The organism is Actinomyces sp. ICM39, from assembly GCF_000282935.1.
GTDB classification, from domain to species: domain Bacteria; phylum Actinomycetota; class Actinomycetes; order Actinomycetales; family Actinomycetaceae; genus Pauljensenia; species Pauljensenia odontolytica_B.
Genome location: NZ_ALCB01000108.1, coordinates 78,855 through 95,010, shown reverse-complemented (window position 1 = coordinate 95,010; position 16,156 = coordinate 78,855). Strand labels below are relative to the sequence as shown.

Here is a 16,156-nt window from a genome sequence, read left to right as displayed (position 1 = left end):
GTGACGAACTTGTTGGCCTACGCAAAGCGCGTGCTCATCGGGCGCCCGATGCGATCGGACGCGATGGGCCACCAGCTTCTCCCCAAACGCATCGCCCTGCCGATCTTCGCGTCGGACGCGCTCTCCTCGGTCGCCTACGCGCCCGACGAAGTCCTCCTTACCCTCGCACTCGCCGGTTCGATGGCCGCGCTTCAGTCCGTGTGGGTGGGCGTCGTCGTCGCGATCGTGCTTGCGGTCGTGGTCGCGTCGTACCGTCAGACGGTGCACGCCTACCCGTCGGGCGGTGGCGATTACGAGGTCGTCACCACGAACCTGGGCCGTTCCTGGGGCCTGCTCGTGGCCTCGGCACTGCTGGTCGACTATATCCTGACGGTTGCCGTCTCGATCTCGTCGGGCGCCAGCTACATCACGACCGCCGTCCCGGCTCTCCTCGGCCATGAGGTGCCGATCGCGGTAGCGCTCGTCGTCATCCTGGCGACCCTGAACCTGCGCGGCACGCGCGAGGCCGGCGGAGCGTTCGCCGTGCCCACGTATCTGTACATGGGGGCCATCGGCCTCATGGTCGTCGTCGGTTTCGCGAAGATGGCGACGGGGCACCTCGGCGAGTCGCCCACCGCCGCCTACGACCTCGTGACTGCGCCCGGCCACGCGGACGGCCTGGCAGGGCTCGCGGGAGCCTTCCTGCTCATGCGCGCTTTCTCCTCGGGCTGCGCGGCTCTCACCGGCGTTGAGGCCATCTCCAACGGCGTGCCCATGTTCCGCCGCCCCAAGTCCCGCAACGCGGCGACCACGCTGGCGATGCTCGGTCTGATTGCCGCCTCAATGATGATCTCGATCCTTGTGCTGGCGCGCGCGACCGGCGTGAAGATCGTCGACGACGCCGCGACCCAGCTGACCTACCAGGGCGCGCCCGTCCCGGAGAACACGCCGATCGATCCGGCAATCTCGCAGATCGCCTCCGCGGTGTTCGGTCAGGGATCGATCCTCTTCATCCTCATCACCGTTGTCACCGGCTTCATTCTGGTGCTCGCGGGCAATACGGCGTTTAACGGCTTCCCGACGCTGGCATCCGTCCTGTCGCGCGATTCCTTCCTGCCCCACCAGATGGTGCGCCGCGGCGACCGCTTGTCGTACTCGAATGGCATCGTCGTTCTGACGGTCGCCGCGATCGCGCTGATCGTCGGCTTCCAAGCGCAGACGACGCGCCTCATCCAGCTCTACGTTGTCGGTGTCTTCATTTCCTTCACGCTCTCGCAGCTGGGCATGATCAAGCACTGGAACCGGCAGCTGCGCACGCGCCAGTCCGGTCAGGAACGCATGTCCGTCCTGCGCTCGCGCGCCGTCAACATCGTCGGCTTCATGATGACCGGCCTCGTGCTCATCATCGTCCTGGCCACGAAGTTCACGCACGGCGCGTGGATCACCCTGCTGATGATCGCTGTTGCCTTCGGTATCCAGATTTCGATTCACCGCCACTACGAGACGATCCGCTCGCAGCTGCGCGTGGACGACTGGAACGCGCGCCGCGCCCTGCCGACCCGCGTGCGCGCCCTCGTCCTCGTGTCCTCCCTGTCCCGTCCCGCCATGCGAGCGATCGCGGCGGCTCGCGCGTCCTCGCCGACGTCGATCGAGCTCGTCTCCGTCGTCGCCGATGACGAGGAAGAAAACAAGATCCTCCGCCAGTGGAAGGCCTCCGGCGTTCCCGTGCCGCTGACGCTCCTGTCTGCGCCCTACCGTGACATCGCCTCGGTCATCCTCCAGTACGTGCGCGGGCGCCGTCGCGCGATGCCCACCGAGATGCTCGTGGTTTACATGCCGCAGTTCCTCGTCTCTCACTGGTGGGAGAACTTTGTGCACAATCAGTCGGCCCTGCGTCTGCGCGCCGCGCTCCTCGGTGTTCCCGGCGTGGTCATCACGATCGTCCCGTGGCAGCTTGGTGAGGACGACGTCGTGGAAGGCCGACAGCGCGTCAATGACCCGTTTGCGCGCGTTGCCCCGCCTTCAGATGAACCAAAGTTCCGTACCGAGCAGCCCGGCGGCACTCGCAGCGAAAGCCCCGCCGAGGAGAACGAATGAGTCCCCGTCCGTCCCGCCGTCGTCCCTCTCCGCGCCGTCGCACGGCATCCGCTCAGCCCCGCGAGGGGATCGGCGAGGTCCTCCAGCTGACCGTTGGCGAGCCTGCCCACGGTGGCGCGTGTGTCGCCCGCGATGAGAGTGGTCGCGTCGTCTTCGTACGCCACGCGGCACCCGGCGAGATCGTCCGCGCGCGGGTGACCGCCGTCCAGAAGAAGCTCGCGTGGGCGGATGCCATTGAGGTCGTTGAGGCCTCGGCCGACCGCGTCGAGTCCGTCTGGCCCCAGGCCGGTCCGGGAGGCGTCGGAGGCGGGGAGCTCGCGCACCTGACCCCGGCTGCTCAGCGCGATTGGAAGTCCCGCGTGATTGCCGGGCAGCTGCGTCGCGTGGGCGGCGAGGCCCTGTCCGAGGCCGTGGACGCCCTCGGTGGAGTGCGTGTCGCTCCTGCGCCCGGTGACGAGGATCCGGGCGATTCGCTCACCGGTCGTCGCTCGCGCATTGACGTCGTTATCGACGCGGATGGCCGCGCCGGGATGCACGAGTTCCGCGGTCGCCGCGTGATCGCGCTCGAGGACATGCCGCTGGCTGTCCCCGCGATCCGCGAACTCGGACTCTTCGATCAGGACACGCCGTGGCGTCGCCTGTGGAAGCCGGGTGACCGCGTGCGCGCGGTGGCCCCCTCAGGCGGCGATCCGGTCGTTCTCATCGGCGAGGACACGTACGCCGCCGACGGCGTGCGCATCGACGCCGACGTGTTGCGCTGGAATGTGCCCGTCGGCTCCGGCGTTGAGTCGTACTACGTGCGTCCCTCCGGCTTCTGGCAGACGCATGTGCGCGGCGCTGAGGTGCTTGCGAACGCCGTGCTGACTGCTGCGTTCGGCGCGGGCGAGGCCGGGGCTGGGCGTGCGGTCATGGAGCTGTACTCGGGCGCGGGTCTTTTTTCCGTGCCGCTCGCGCGCGCCGTCGGCGAGTCGGGGCGCGTTGTGACGCTCGAGGGTGACGAGGGCGCCGTGCGTGACGCCGGCGAGAACCTTGCTGCCTTCGACTGGGTGGACGCGTTCGCCGGAAACGTTGATCGTGAGGGAGTCGTCGACCTGTCGGGCCAGCTGGGAACGGTGCCGGACGTTGTCGTGGCTGACCCGCCGCGTGCCGGCGCGGGAGCCGAGGTGTGCGTGGCAATCGCCGCCACGGGTGCCCCTCGTGTCGTCCTGGTGTCATGCGACCCGGCGGCGGGCGCACGCGACCTGCGTACCCTCACCGAGGCCGGATACGAGCTCGAGTCACTGCAAGCTTGGGACCTCTTCCCCCACACCCACCACGTGGAGATGGTTTCGGTCCTGAGCCGCTAGCGGGTCTTCCTGCGCTCCTGCATGCGCGAGCCCCACGACGTCTGCGTGCGGGCCTCGATCGCGCGGCGCTGATCGCGGTACATGCGATCCACCAGGTCGCGCTCGGACACCCAGCCGATGACTTGGCGATCCTCATCCACGACGGGCAGCGACTGCAGGCCTGTGCGCCGCAGCGCACCGAGAACCTCGGACGGGGGAGCGGAGGCTGCCACGGCCTCGTCGATGAGAGGCAAATCCGACAGGGGAGCGTCCAGCGATCCGTCCTCCTGCGTGAGCTCAGCCAGGCGCAGCGACGACACGAGGCCGATGAAGTGCCCCTCTTCATCAACGATGGGCAGAACCGTTTCTTTCGTGCGGCGCAGGGCGGCAATCCCTGACGCGGCGCTCGCCCGGTACGAGAGTGTCTCTGGCGCCTCCGTCATCCACTCGGACGCCGCGCGAGTACCCAGCAGGGTGCCTTCGACCGGGTCGTCGAGCACATCACCGCGTCGGCGCAGCTTCTCCGTGTAGATTGTCGCGCGAGTCAGGAAACGCGACGCACCCGTCGCGATCACGACCGCGAGCATCATCGGCAGGATCAACGAGAACTGGCCGGTCATCTCCACGATGATGAGGACCGCCGTCATCGGGGCGCGCGCGGCACCCGCGAAGGCGGCTCCCATGCCCACCACGGCAAACACGCCGACGGGAGAATCGGACAGGGGAGAGACGAGATCTCCGAAGGCGGCGCCCGCCATCGCGCCGATGAATAGCGTGGGCGCGAAGACGCCGCCCGAACCGCCCATACCAATCGTGAACGACGTGAACACAGCGCGGCCCAGCATGAGGGCCAGCAGGAACGCGATCGAGTAGTTCCCCGCGATTGCCTCCTCCTCGAGCGGATAGCCCGAGCCGAACATGTACGGGAAAGCAACGAGTGCCGCGCCGAGGGCGAGGCCGAGCACGCCCGGACGCGCCCACTCCGGCAGGTGCGTGCGTGCCCACAGCCAGTCGATTGCGTCCTCCGAGGCATACAGGAGCTTCGAGAAACCGAGGCCGCACAGCCCCGCGACGAGGCCGAGGAGCGCCACCCACCAGATGTCCGACATTGACGCGAAGGTCAGGTTGTCGGCGACGCGAATGACCATCTCATCGCCCTGCAGTATGCGCGCGACCACCGAGGAGGTCACGGCTGAGAGCACGACGAAGCCGAAGGTCTCGGCCGTGAACTCGACGAGGATCACCTCGAGGGCGAACACCGCGCCAGCGAGGGGAGCGTGGAATGTGGCCGCAATGCCGGCCGCCGATCCGCACGAGGCCAACAGGACCACGCGGGAGACGGGCATGCGCAGCCACGACGCGATGGTGGATCCCAGTGACGCGCCCACCTGCACGATCGGGCCCTCGCGGCCAGCCGATCCGCCCGAGCCGATGGTGAGGGCCGAGGCCAGGATCTTGACGACCGCGACGCGCCCCGGGATGCGCCCACCCTTACGGCGCACTGCGAGCATCACCTCGGGGATGCCGTGTCCCTTTGCCGAGGGCGCGAAACGCTGGATGAGCGGCCCGTACAGCAGGCCGGCGATGGCGGGGGAGAGAAGCAGGAAGAGCCAGGGCGCCCAGCCCCACACGCCGTGCGACTGGCCGACGTGGGTCGTGTACTCGTCGAAGCCGGTGGAGACCCACGTCCACGCGCGAATCGCGAGGTTAAAGACGACGGCTGCTGCGCCGACGACTGCGCCAACGAGTGCGGAGGCGACGCCGAGCAGGGAACGATGCGCGGCGACCGTATGGCCGATGCGCAAGCGAGTCCCCGCAGCCGGTTCCTCTGGCTGCGGGGACTGACTAAGAGGTGTCACAGGTTTGCGATCTCCACGTGAATGGGGGCGTCAGTGGCGATGCCCCAGACGGTCCTGTAGAAGGCCAGCTCCGACTGCCACGCATCCTTGATGTTGATGGCCGAGCGGAAGAGGTGTCCCTCTCCTTGGTAGAGCTTGAGGGCGACCGCGTTACCGTTGGCGCGCAGCGCCTCATACATCTCCTGGGCCTGCGAGGCGGGAACGACCGGGTCGTCGGTGCCCTGCAGAAGCATGAGCGGCGCCTTAATATCACCGACACGGTTGATGGGCGAACGCTGCGCCCACACCGGGTCGGAGGTGTCATCGGTGCCGAGCAGAATCGCGTCGTAGTGCGACTCAAACTTGTGGCTGGTTTCCTTCAACTTCACCAGGTCGGCGATGCCCGAGAACGACGCACCGGCGGTGAACACGTCGGAGGAGGCAAGCGCGTTGAGCACGGTGAAGCCACCGGAAGAACGACCACGGATCGCGATTCGCTTCGGATCGACGCGGCCCAGATCGATGAGGTACTGAGCGCCGTCGATGCAGTCCTGAACGTCCATGACGCCCCAGTTGCCGTTGATGCGCTCACGGTAGGGACGGCCGAAGGACGTCGACCCACGGAAGTTTACGTCCAGAACCGCAAAGCCGCGGCTGGTCCAATACTGGAAGGGAACCTGTAGGCCGGGGCGCGCTGCGTCAGTCGGTCCGCCGTGCACGTTGACGATGAGCGGTGGCAGCTCGCCCTCGGGGGCGGTGAACTCGGGGTTCACGGGCGCGTAGTAGAAGCCGTGAGCCTCCTCGCCGTCCGAGGTTTTCCAGGTGAGCATCTCAGCCGTGGAGACGAGGGCGGTGGGCACCTCGGCCTCCGACGAGGGACGCAGCACCTTGGTCTTGCCACGCGACACCTCGATGATCGCGGGAGTGTGCGTCGCGGAATCAGCGAGGAAGACGACGCGGCCATCCGCAGCGGCGACGTTCCCGATGGGCCACCAACCGGTTGCCCACTCCTCGGCCATGCCGTTATCGATGCGCACGGTACCGATGTGCCAGACCTGGTCCTCGGCCCACGAGCACACGAGGTAGTCGTTGTCGTAGTTGTCGTAGGAGTGCAGGCCGAGCTGCCAGTGTGGGTGCGAGAACGCGTGAGGTCCCGGGTGCAGCGCGCGAGTGCGCAGACGCGAGGTCCACGCGTTCAGGTCCTCGCCCTCCTGCCACACGAAGCCCTGGGTGCGGTACAGGTTCGCCCAGCCAGAGGAGTCATCCACGTGGATGAGATCGCCGTCGAGCGTCCAGCGGGGCTCGTAGACGCATACGCCCGGGCGATCCACCAGGACGACCTCCTGATCGATGGCACCCTCGAACGTCAGGGACGCGACACGCAGCTGCGAGTACGTCCACGGCATGTTCGGGTGGTTCCACGTGATCCAGGCGATCTTCGTGCCGTCGGGGGAGACGGTCGGCGCCTGAGCGAAGTCCGTGCCCTCAAACACCGTGATGATTGCGCTGTCGTCGCGGGCGGCGGAGCCATCGAGAGGGATAGCGACAATCTTGTTGACGGGCTCGCCCGGGGCGGAGTGGTCCTCGGCCACCGCGTACACGAGGTCGCGCACGTCGGCGATCCAGAAGTCGCCGTAGCGGACCTTCGACAGGGTCGTCAGGGGACGCACGACGCGGCGTGGATCGGCCGTATCAAAGGTGTAGACGCGGCCGTCGGTCTGATCGGAGAACACGATGACGCCGTGGTGAACGGCGTATGCCTTGCCGCCGTACTCGTGCACGCGCGTGCCGACATCGGGCAGGCGGGAACCGTCGATGAGAGGCAGGACCTCGCCCGTTTCCCCCGTACCGCGACGGCGCAGCAGCGTCCCACGTCCGCCCTGGCGCGGATGCCCCTCGACCCAGTAGGTGTCGGGTCCGTCGACGCGAACCTGGGAGAGCGTGACCGAACGGGCAGTGAAAGAATCGCCCGAAATGGGGGACTTCCACAGGCCGTGGGGTGCGACGGTGACGGACATAGTGCCTCCTTAAGCGGTACGGCGAGCCAACACCACCTATCTTAGTGCGCGCGCTTGTCGCCTGCGCGGGCCGAACGTACCTGACATGCACTTTGATCTGTAGATGAGACGCTTCGGCAACTACACTGGTTCTCATGTCTGGAACACGAGAGTCACGCGACCTGCTGTCGCGCTGCAGCGCACCGCGGGAACTGCGTCGCCTGGAACGCGAGCAGCTGGACGAATTGGCGGCGGAAATTCGCGCGTTCCTGATTGACAACGTGTCGCGCACGGGCGGGCATCTCGGCCCGAACCTGGGCGTTGTCGAGCTGACGATCGGCCTGCACCGGGTGTTCCGCTCCCCGCAGGATACGATCATTTTTGACACCGGCCACCAGGCGTACGTGCATAAGCTCCTCACCGGACGTCAAGATTTCTCCTCGCTGCGTTGCCCGGGAGGCCTGTCCGGCTACCCGTCGCGCGGTGAGTCTGAGCACGACGTCGTCGAGTCCTCGCATGCGTCGGCGTCGATCGCATGGGTGGATGGCATCTCGCGTGAGAAGCATCGCCAGGGGGATCGCACCTGGACCGTGGGTGTCATTGGCGACGGCGCGCTGACGGGAGGCCTCGCCTGGGAGGCACTCAACAACATCGCGACGGCGAAAAACCGCCGCATCATGATTATCGTCAACGACAACGGTCGTTCCTATGCGCCGACGATCGGCGGTCTCGCGGCTCACCTGGACGCGTTGCGCACCTCCGCCAGATACGAGAAGGCTCTGGCGTGGGGCAAACAGCACCTGCTGAGCCACGGTACGCCGGGACGCGCGGCCTACGACGCGCTGCACGGCCTGAAATCGGGCATCAAGGACGCGCTGATGCCCCAGGTTATGTTCGAAGACCTGGGCCTGAAGTACATCGGCCCCGTGAACGGCCACGACATCGCGGCGGTGGAGACCGCTCTGCGCCGCGGTCGCTCCCTCGACGAGCCGGTCCTCGTCCACATGATCACCGAAAAGGGCCGCGGCTACACGCCGGCCGAGGAAGATATCGCTGACCGCTTCCACGCGGTCGGCCCGATTCACCCCGAGACCGGGCTTCCGGTCGCCCCCGAGCGCTTCGGTTGGACGGGAGTCTTTGCCGATGAGATCTGCGCTCAGGCCGCCTCACGCGATGACATCGTCGGCATTACGGCCGCGATGATGCGTCCCGTGGGCCTTGGCCCCATGCACGAGGCTTACCCGGGTCGCGTGATCGACGTCGGTATCGCCGAAGCCGAGGCCGTCGCCTCCGCCGCCGGCATGGCCTACCAGGGCGCGCACCCCGTCGTGGCGCTCTACGCGACCTTCCTGAACCGAGGCTTCGACCAGCTTCTCATGGACGTCGCCCTCCACCGCGCGGGCGTCACTTTCGTACTGGACCGCGCGGGCGTGACGGGCGCGGACGGCGCCTCGCATAACGGTGTCTGGGACATCGCGATGTGCTCGATGATCCCGGGCCTGCGTCTGGCAGCTCCCCGCGACGAGGAGACGCTGCGCGCACGCCTTCGTGAGGCGCTCGACGTCGATGATGCTCCCACCGTCATCCGGTATCGCAAGGGATCGCTGCCCGAGCCCATGCCAGCACTACGCAGCGTTGGGGGAGTGGACATCCTCTTCGACGAGGCAGTGGCTGATTCACGCGCTCGGGTGCTCATCGTGGGCACCGGCGCCTGCGCGCCCGATGCGATCGAGGCCGCGCGTCGCCTGTCGGCCGACGGCGTGAGCGTCACGGTCGCGGACCCGCAGTGGATGATCCCCATCTGCCCGGATCTGGCGACGCTGGCGTGGGACTACGACTGCGTCGTGAGCGTCGAGGACGGTATCGTCCAGGGCGGTTTCGGCTGGTCGCTGCGCGACGCGGTCGCGGAGACGGGTGTTCCCGTGCGCTGCCTGGGCGTGCCGCAGGGATTCCCCGAGCACGGCGACCGCGCGGCCATGATCGCGCAGTTCGGCTTCGACGCGGACGGCATCGAACGCGCGGCCCGCGAGCTCGTCGAGCGAATCGGCGAGCGCTAGATCATTCGAATCAGACGCCGAGCGCGTCGCAAATCGGGTCGAGCGTCAGATCGATCTGCCAGTCGCGCGCACCGCGATTGACCATACGCTCCTCAACCTCATCACCCGAGGGGCGCGTCGGATCCAGGGGAGCCCACGCGAGGTAGCGCTGCACCTGGGGAGCGAGCACAACCTCGGGTGCCAGACCGAGACTCGACGCGACCGAAGCGACCGCGTGACGCACCGTTCCCAGGCGCGCGGCCGAGGCCTCGTCGATGCGATTCCAGTGGCGCGGTTCCGGGATCGATCCCGGCTGCACGGGCTTGCGCTTGGGAGGCAGCTCTTCCTCCGTCATGGCGGCCACGCTGGCGAGGGCTCGCATCCACTCCTCCTCGTACTGGCGGGCAACGGGGGAGCGGAACTCGCTGATGCTCATGAGTGCGCGTTTGTTGCGCGGAGGATTCGAGGCCGCGCGCACGAGTGCGGCGTTACGGACGAGGCGACCGGGGCTCAGGTCGATGCGCTGGGCGATCGATTCGCGCGTCTCCCACAGGGCCTTGAGGACCGCGAGGCCGCGGCGAGAACGGATCTTGCCCGCGCCGGGCACGGACCGCCATCGATCAGCCTTCGGACCGGGAGGGGTGACCGACAGCGCGTATGCGAACTCCTGCTGCGCCCACTCCCAACGGCCCATCTGATCCAGCCGCTTCGAGAGGCGGTAGTACAGCTCCGTCAGCAGCTCCACATCGAGGGCGGCGTAGCGCAGCCATTCCTTGGGCAGGGGACGCACCGACCAATCCGAGGCCTGGTGATCCTTGACGAGGCCCAGGCCGAGCACCTGCTCGGCGACGGCCGCCAGGCCGAAACGCTCCAGGCCGATGAGGCGCGCCGCGATTTCGGTGTCGAAGAGAGAGGAGGGGCGCAGTCCAACCTGGCGCAGATTCGGCAGATCCTGCAAACAATCGTGCAACAGCCACACGTCCTCCACACCCGGCTGAAGCACGGACAGGTCAGGCAGTGCGTGCGTGTCGATGAGGAACGTGCCCACGTCCTCGCGGCGAATCTGCACGAGGTAAGGATCGGAGCCGTAGCGGAAGCCCTGAGCCCGTTCCACGTCCAGGGCGATCGGAGCCGAACCAGTACTCAGTGCACGAGCTGCGGCCTCAAGGTCCTTCGGGGTGTCAATGACAGCGGGGGTACCCCCACGCGGCTGCGCAATGAGCTCCGGATTATCCGTATCGCCCTGCGGCAAACCGCCGCCATTGTTGACCAGCACTCAGACTCCTTCGAGATGACGGGCAGGCACGATTCCTGCCGTCCGACGCATGACATCCGCCCAGCCGGACAGATGCTCACCAAGATACTCACTGTTCGGTGTCCACGACGCGCGGACCTCGACAAACAGTGACGATCCGCGCAACTCCAGGCCGCCGAAGGTCTCGCTCATCTCCCGGGTCACCGTGCCGGTCAAGTCGTGGAGACCAGCGCCAGCCGTGTCCAGGCAGTCGAGCATCCAGCCCCAGATTCCCTCCGAGAGCATCGGATCGCCGATCATCTCTGAGTCCACCTGTGCGCGCATCTGAGCGACGACGCGGAAGGTGCCGTTCCAACCGATCTGCTCCACGGGGTCGTGTAGGATCACCATGCGACCAGTCGATAGGGGCTGTCCAGCCTCGTCCTCGTCGGTGGTTCGCATCGCGAGCGCCGCCGTGAAGGGCGCCAAACGACGAGGTGGGGGCACCTCCTCGAGGAGTATGTGCGGCAGGTGGTCCGCCTGTCGCAGGGACAGCAGAGCCCGCATAAACTCCTCGGGCACCGCGTTTTCATTCACAAATCAAATCGTACGGGTGTCCATGCGCCTTTTGGTCCAGACGCGCCGCCAACCTTCATGTCGATAAGTAGCCGGTAGACGTACCCGGAAGGTGGTGGTCAGTGTCGGTGGCCTACAGTCCGCGCGGATTGCGCAGAATGAACGACGTGCGCGGCCCGACCTGGACGACGTCGCCCGAGTGGTACTCGTCGCGATCATCATCGCCGGCCGTGTCGACGACGGTGTGCCAGATTTGACCGTATTTCGTGTCTGGAAGCGTGAAGTCGACTGCCTCCGGAGCGGCGTTGAGCAGCAGCAGGAAATCGTCGTCGAGGATGCGGCGACCGTTCGCGTCGGGCTCACGGATGGCATCGCCGTTGTAGAAGACCATCGTCGAGCGCGCCCACGGCTGGTTCCATTCCTCTTCCGTCATGTGTGTGCCCGCTGGGGTGAACCATTCGATCTCGCCGAGCTTGGACTCACCGCCGCGCTGCGCGGGCCCTTCTAGGAAGCGCCGGCGGCGCATCACCGGATGATCGCGTCGCAGGTGGATGAGGTGACGGGTGAACTGCAGGAGCTTGTGATCGTGCTCGTCTAGGTCCCAGTTGATCCACGAGAGCTCGTTGTCCTGGCAGTACACGTTGTTGTTGCCCCGCTGGGTGCGGCCCAGCTCGTCGCCGTGAGCGATCATCGGCACGCCCTGCGAGAACATGAGGGTCGTCAGGAAGTTGCGCTGCTGGCGGTAGCGCAGCTCGATGATTTCCTCGTCATCCGTGTCGCCCTCGACGCCGCAGTTCCACGAACGGTTGTCGTTCGCGCCGTCCGCCCCGCCCTCGAGGTTCGCCTCGTTGTGCTTCTCGTTGTAGGACACGAGGTCACGCAGCGTGAAGCCATCGTGGGCGATGACGAAGTTGATGGACGCCATGGGCTTGCGACCGGTAGTGCCGTAGAGGTCGGAGGAGCCGGCCAGACGGGACGCGAAGTCGGGGAGCGAGGAGAACTCGCCGCGCCAGAAGTCACGCACCGTGTCGCGATACCTGCCATTCCACTCGGACCACAGGGGAGGGAAGCCGCCGACCTGATAGCCGTCCGCGCCCACGTCCCACGGCTCCGCGATCAGCTTGACCTGCGAGACCACGGGATCCTGGTGGATGAGATCGAAGAATGCGGAGAGTCGGTCGACCTCGGCGAACTGGCGAGCCAGGGTGGAGGCAAGATCGAAGCGGAAGCCGTCCACGTGCATCTCTGTCACCCAGTAGCGCAGCGAGTCCATGATGAGCTGGAGGACCTGAGGGGAGCTCATGAGGAGGGAGTTGCCCGTGCCCGTCGTGTCGAAGTAGTGCTGGCGATCCCCGTCGACAAGGCGGTAGTAGGAGGGATTGTCGATGCCGCGGAAGGAGAGGGTCGGCCCCATGTGGTTGCCCTCTGCCGTGTGGTTGTAGACGACGTCGAGGATGACCTCGATGTTAGCCGCGTGCAGCGCCTTCACCATCGCCTTGAACTCGGACACCTGTGCGCCGGGGTCCTTTGTAGCCGCGTAACCGTTGTGCGGGGCGAAGTAGCCGATCGTGTTGTAGCCCCAGTAGTTCGACAATCCCTTGGCCTGCAGCGTCGTATCGTTTGTGAACTGCTGGATCGGCATGAGCTCGACCGTGGTGATGCCCAGCTTCGTCAGGTGCTCGATAATCGCCGGGTGCGCCATGCCGGCGTAAGTGCCGCGCAGCTCATCCGGGATGTCCGGGTGACGCATCGTCATGCCCTTGATGTGGGCCTCGTAGATGATCGACTCGGAGTAGTCGTGGCCCGGGCTGCGATCCCCCTCCCAGTCGAAGAAGGGGTTGACGACGACAGAGTGCATTGTCGCGTCGGCGGAATCGCCGCCCTTGAGCGTGAGAGGATCATCGGCCTGATAGGAGAGAAGGTCGAGGGAATCTTTGAGCTGTCCTTCGATCGCCTTCGCGTAGGGGTCGAGGAGGAGCTTTGAGGGGTCGCAGCGAAGACCATTGCGGGGATCCCAGGGGCCGTCGATGCGGTAGCCGTAACGCTGGCCGGCCCGCACCTGCGGGACATAGACGTGCCACACGTAGGCATCGACCTCCGTCATGGGGATGCGCATTTCGTTGAGGTCGTCGTCCAAGAGGCACAGCGTCACAGACGTTGCGACCGAGGAGTAGATCGCGAAGTTCGTTCCGGTTCCGTCAAAGGTGGCACCCAGGGGGTAGGCCTTGCCAGGTCGCGTTTCCATACCGACAAGCCTCGCACGAATATGGACTGATAGGCGATAATCCGCCCGAAAATGAGCGTGTGACTTGGATAACGGGGGTTTGGTTTTGCGTTCTGGCCAGATCTTCTGTTAAGGTTTTACCCGTTGCGAAGAACGGTTGACGTTCTGAGAAACGCGGATGTGGCTCAGTTGGTAGAGCATCACCTTGCCAAGGTGAGGGTCGCGGGTTCGAGTCCCGTCATCCGCTCGGGCGATTGGCGCAGCGGGAGCGCGCTTCCCTGACACGGAAGAGGTCACTGGTTCGATCCCAGTATCGCCCACGGTCGTCCTGGTAACAGGATTGGCGGGCTATAGCCCGGCCGCACATGCGGTTCACGCGGATGTGGCTCAGTTGGTAGAGCATCACCTTGCCAAGGTGAGGGTCGCGGGTTCGAGTCCCGTCATCCGCTCTCAATCGGGAATCCACTCGATCCCATTGGGTGTGGTGGGTTGGCCGAGAGGCGAGGCAGCGGCCTGCAAAGCCGTATACACGGGTTCGAATCCCGTACCCACCTCGGGCGATTGGCGCAGGGGTAGCGCGCTTCCTTCACACGGAAGAGGTCACTGGTTCGATCCCAGTATCGCCCACCAGTAAGTCGGATCTGATGATCCGACTTCTTGTTTTTCGCGCTCCCGTCGATTGGCGACGGGAGCTTTTCTGTTCGTATTCTGTTGGCGTCGGGTGTGTCATGTGGTGCCGTGTCGTGCTTGCATATTGTGGGCCTACGCGTTGTCAAGGTTGGTCTCGAGTGGGCGTGCAGTGTGGCGTGACCCTTCGATTCGCTGACCGACCGGTGAGTTTGTCGGTGTTGTGGGGCGGTTGTTCGCTCATCAGACGACACGCCCGGGTAGCAAATTTTGTCAGTTTATAAATTAGTTCGATAAATCGTGGACATTTGCTTTTGTCGCTCGTGTTAGTTGTGGTGCCCGAGAAACTAATCGCTCCAATTCTTGACCAAATTGCAGGTGATTGGCATAAACTGGTTCGGTATGCGGCGACGCCGTCGCACATCCCGTTGACAGGAGTTTTCTATGGTTGCCCTGAAGCGCCGTCACTTAGGTGTTCTTCTTGCGACTTTCGCATTGGTTCTGAGTTTCTTCGGTCTGGCGCAGTTTGTCGGCGCTCAGGCTCCTGCGCATGCCGCTCCCTTGAGCTGCCCGGCGCCCACCACGAATGTGAGCAACAAGGTCACGTTGGATTGGGACAACGCTCAGCTCGTCGATCATGCCGGCCGCGAAACCAAGGCTGTTGGCGACTGGTGGGACCTCGGCATCAAGCTGCCGTGGAAGACCGACGGTCGTGTGAAGGCCGGAGACTACTTCACCTACGACGCGTCGATCGTCAACGCTGCGACGGGGGAGAGCGTTCTGCGCCCGAACGTTGCCCGTAAGTTCGAGGTCATCTCGAACAACGGTGTCGTCGTCGGCTGCGGCACCTGGGGTGCTGACGGCATGGTCACCGTCGTCTTCAATGAGAAGGTCGAGACCGCCGCGCAGTGGTATGGCCATGTCTCCACCAACGGCCTGACCCACTACACCGGTCCCGGCGGTGAGAAGTACACGGTCAAGCTCGGCAAGAAGGTTGAGCGCGAGCTCGACATGCTGCGCCGCACCCCCGGCGTCCCTCGCTACCAGAAGGACGGTTGGCTGAACCTCGCTGAGGATAAGGATGGCGACGAGAACAAGGCCATCATGTGGCGCGTTGTCTTCCCCGCTGGCGACAAGGCCGTGACCGGCGCGTCGATCGTCGACGAGGTTCCCGCGGGCTCCAACTGGAGCTTCAACTGTGACGTCGTTAATGAGTACACGAAGAACCACACCTACCTGGTGACCGATCCGACCACCTCCGAAGGTCTCCGCCAAGACAACGACACCTCGAAGGGCGCCTTCGGTGCTGCCGCGCAGGTCGAGTGCTCCTCGACCAAGGTGACCGTCACGCTCGCTGAGATTCCCGCGAACCAGTCCGCGATCATCCTGCTGCCCGCCCACATCGAGGGTGCGAAGCGCGCTGGCGACGTCGTGGGCGTCTTCTCCAACACCGTCAACTTCAACGTTCCCGGTGGCAAGGTTGTCGAGCCCATCACGAAGACCCTCCACTACGGTGCGGCTGCCGACGCGTACGCCCACCAGACCTTCTCGGTGACCAAGAAGGTCGAGGGAGATCTGCCCGAGTCCGCTCAGAATCTCGAGTATCCGCTGACGATCACCCTGAAGAATGACGCCGATCCCTCGGTGAACAAGACCTTCGAGGCATCCGTCAAGGCTGGAGAGACCTACACCTATCCCACGTCGCTGCCGCTGGGTACTGTCGTGACCGTTGCTGAGGGCGATCTGCCCGCCGGTGTCGGAATCACCTGGGTCGACGGCGAGAGTCGCGTGTTTGAGGCCGCCGACGGCGTGACCCTCTCGGCGGACAACCGCGAGGCTACCTTCACGCTGAGCGATGATCAGGTCTACTCGCTGACGCTGACCAACACGGTGGCACCGACCCCGACCCCGACCCCGTCCGACACTCCCTCTACGCCCACCCCGACCCCCTCGGCTACCCCTTCGCCCGCTCCGCAGCTGGCAAAGACCGGTACCGATGCGGCTGGCCTGGGTGTCCTGGCTGGAATCGTCGCGATCGCGGGCCTATCTCTCGTGGCGGCCAAGCGTCGCAGCCACTGATGATGACGATGAACCCCTGAGGTGCATGAGTGCCTGAGGGCGCACAGTGGGTGGGATGAGCACTGCTCATCCCACCCACTTCTTTGTGTGCGCTTTCTTAGTAGCGGATCATTCGTGGGGGGAGGGTGTGGGGCGTGCGGACAA

General features: G+C 65.5%; 9 protein-coding genes and 5 tRNA genes. 9 read left to right on the top strand and 5 right to left on the bottom strand.

All coding sequences use genetic code 11. The features are described 5' to 3' along the window. Positions 1-2,076, top strand: coding sequence for an APC family permease (locus tag HMPREF1137_RS07310; RefSeq protein ID WP_007590505.1), 2,076 nt, complete (start codon positions 1-3; stop codon positions 2,074-2,076). Then, positions 2,073-3,422 (top strand): class I SAM-dependent RNA methyltransferase, encoded by a 1,350-nt coding sequence (locus tag HMPREF1137_RS07305; protein ID WP_007590481.1) that lies wholly within the window; start codon positions 2,073-2,075, stop codon positions 3,420-3,422. Before HMPREF1137_RS07310 ends, HMPREF1137_RS07305 begins: the two co-directional genes overlap by 4 nt. Here HMPREF1137_RS07305 and HMPREF1137_RS07300 read toward each other — a convergent pair. Continuing rightward, on the bottom strand, positions 3,419-5,206 hold the full coding sequence (locus HMPREF1137_RS07300; RefSeq protein WP_007590396.1) for a chloride channel protein: 1,788 nt from the start codon (positions 5,204-5,206) through the stop codon (positions 3,419-3,421). The genes HMPREF1137_RS07305 and HMPREF1137_RS07300 overlap by 4 nt on opposite strands. A 50-nt stretch (positions 5,207-5,256) precedes the next feature. Further along, positions 5,257-7,257, bottom strand: a complete 2,001-nt coding sequence (locus HMPREF1137_RS07295) for an alpha/beta hydrolase family protein (protein WP_007590434.1) — start codon at positions 7,255-7,257, stop codon at positions 5,257-5,259. Positions 7,258-7,391: 134 nt separating this feature from the next. Here HMPREF1137_RS07295 and dxs point away from each other — a divergent pair, with 134 nt between their 5' ends. Next, positions 7,392-9,293, top strand: coding sequence for a 1-deoxy-D-xylulose-5-phosphate synthase (dxs, locus tag HMPREF1137_RS07290; RefSeq protein WP_007590483.1), 1,902 nt, complete (start codon positions 7,392-7,394; stop codon positions 9,291-9,293). 10 nt (positions 9,294-9,303) lie between these two features. Here dxs and HMPREF1137_RS07285 read toward each other — a convergent pair whose 3' ends face one another. From HMPREF1137_RS07285 to glgX, 3 genes are all read right to left on the bottom strand, one after another. After that, a complete protein-coding gene (locus tag HMPREF1137_RS07285; protein ID WP_007590457.1) occupies positions 9,304-10,548 on the bottom strand; it encodes an HRDC domain-containing protein in 1,245 nt (414 codons plus the stop codon). Further along, entirely contained in the window at positions 10,549-11,073 is a 525-nt protein-coding gene (locus HMPREF1137_RS07280) for a DUF3000 family protein (RefSeq protein ID WP_034497300.1), read from the bottom strand. 142 nt (positions 11,074-11,215) lie between these two features. Beyond that, positions 11,216-13,327: a glycogen debranching protein GlgX gene (gene glgX / locus HMPREF1137_RS07275; RefSeq protein WP_007590469.1), complete on the bottom strand. Its 2,112-nt coding sequence runs from the start codon at positions 13,325-13,327 to the stop codon at positions 11,216-11,218. A 153-nt stretch (positions 13,328-13,480) separates the two neighbouring features. Between glgX and HMPREF1137_RS07270 the strand changes: the two genes are divergently transcribed. The 6 genes from HMPREF1137_RS07270 (at position 13,481) to HMPREF1137_RS07245 (ending at position 16,012) form a co-directional block, all read left to right on the top strand. Then, a tRNA-Gly gene (locus HMPREF1137_RS07270) sits at positions 13,481-13,553 on the top strand. 1 nt (position 13,554) lies between these two features. Continuing rightward, positions 13,555-13,626: transfer RNA gene (locus HMPREF1137_RS07265), tRNA-Val, on the top strand. 56 nt (positions 13,627-13,682) lie between these two features. Then, positions 13,683-13,755, top strand: a tRNA-Gly gene (locus HMPREF1137_RS07260). Between the two features lie 34 nt (positions 13,756-13,789). Then, a tRNA-Cys gene (locus tag HMPREF1137_RS07255) sits at positions 13,790-13,860 on the top strand. Between the two features lies 1 nt (position 13,861). Beyond that, a tRNA-Val gene (locus HMPREF1137_RS07250) sits at positions 13,862-13,936 on the top strand. A 441-nt stretch (positions 13,937-14,377) separates the two neighbouring features. After that, on the top strand, positions 14,378-16,012 hold the full coding sequence (locus HMPREF1137_RS07245; RefSeq protein WP_007590405.1) for a DUF5979 domain-containing protein: 1,635 nt from the start codon (positions 14,378-14,380) through the stop codon (positions 16,010-16,012). Positions 16,013-16,156 lie beyond the last annotated feature (144 nt).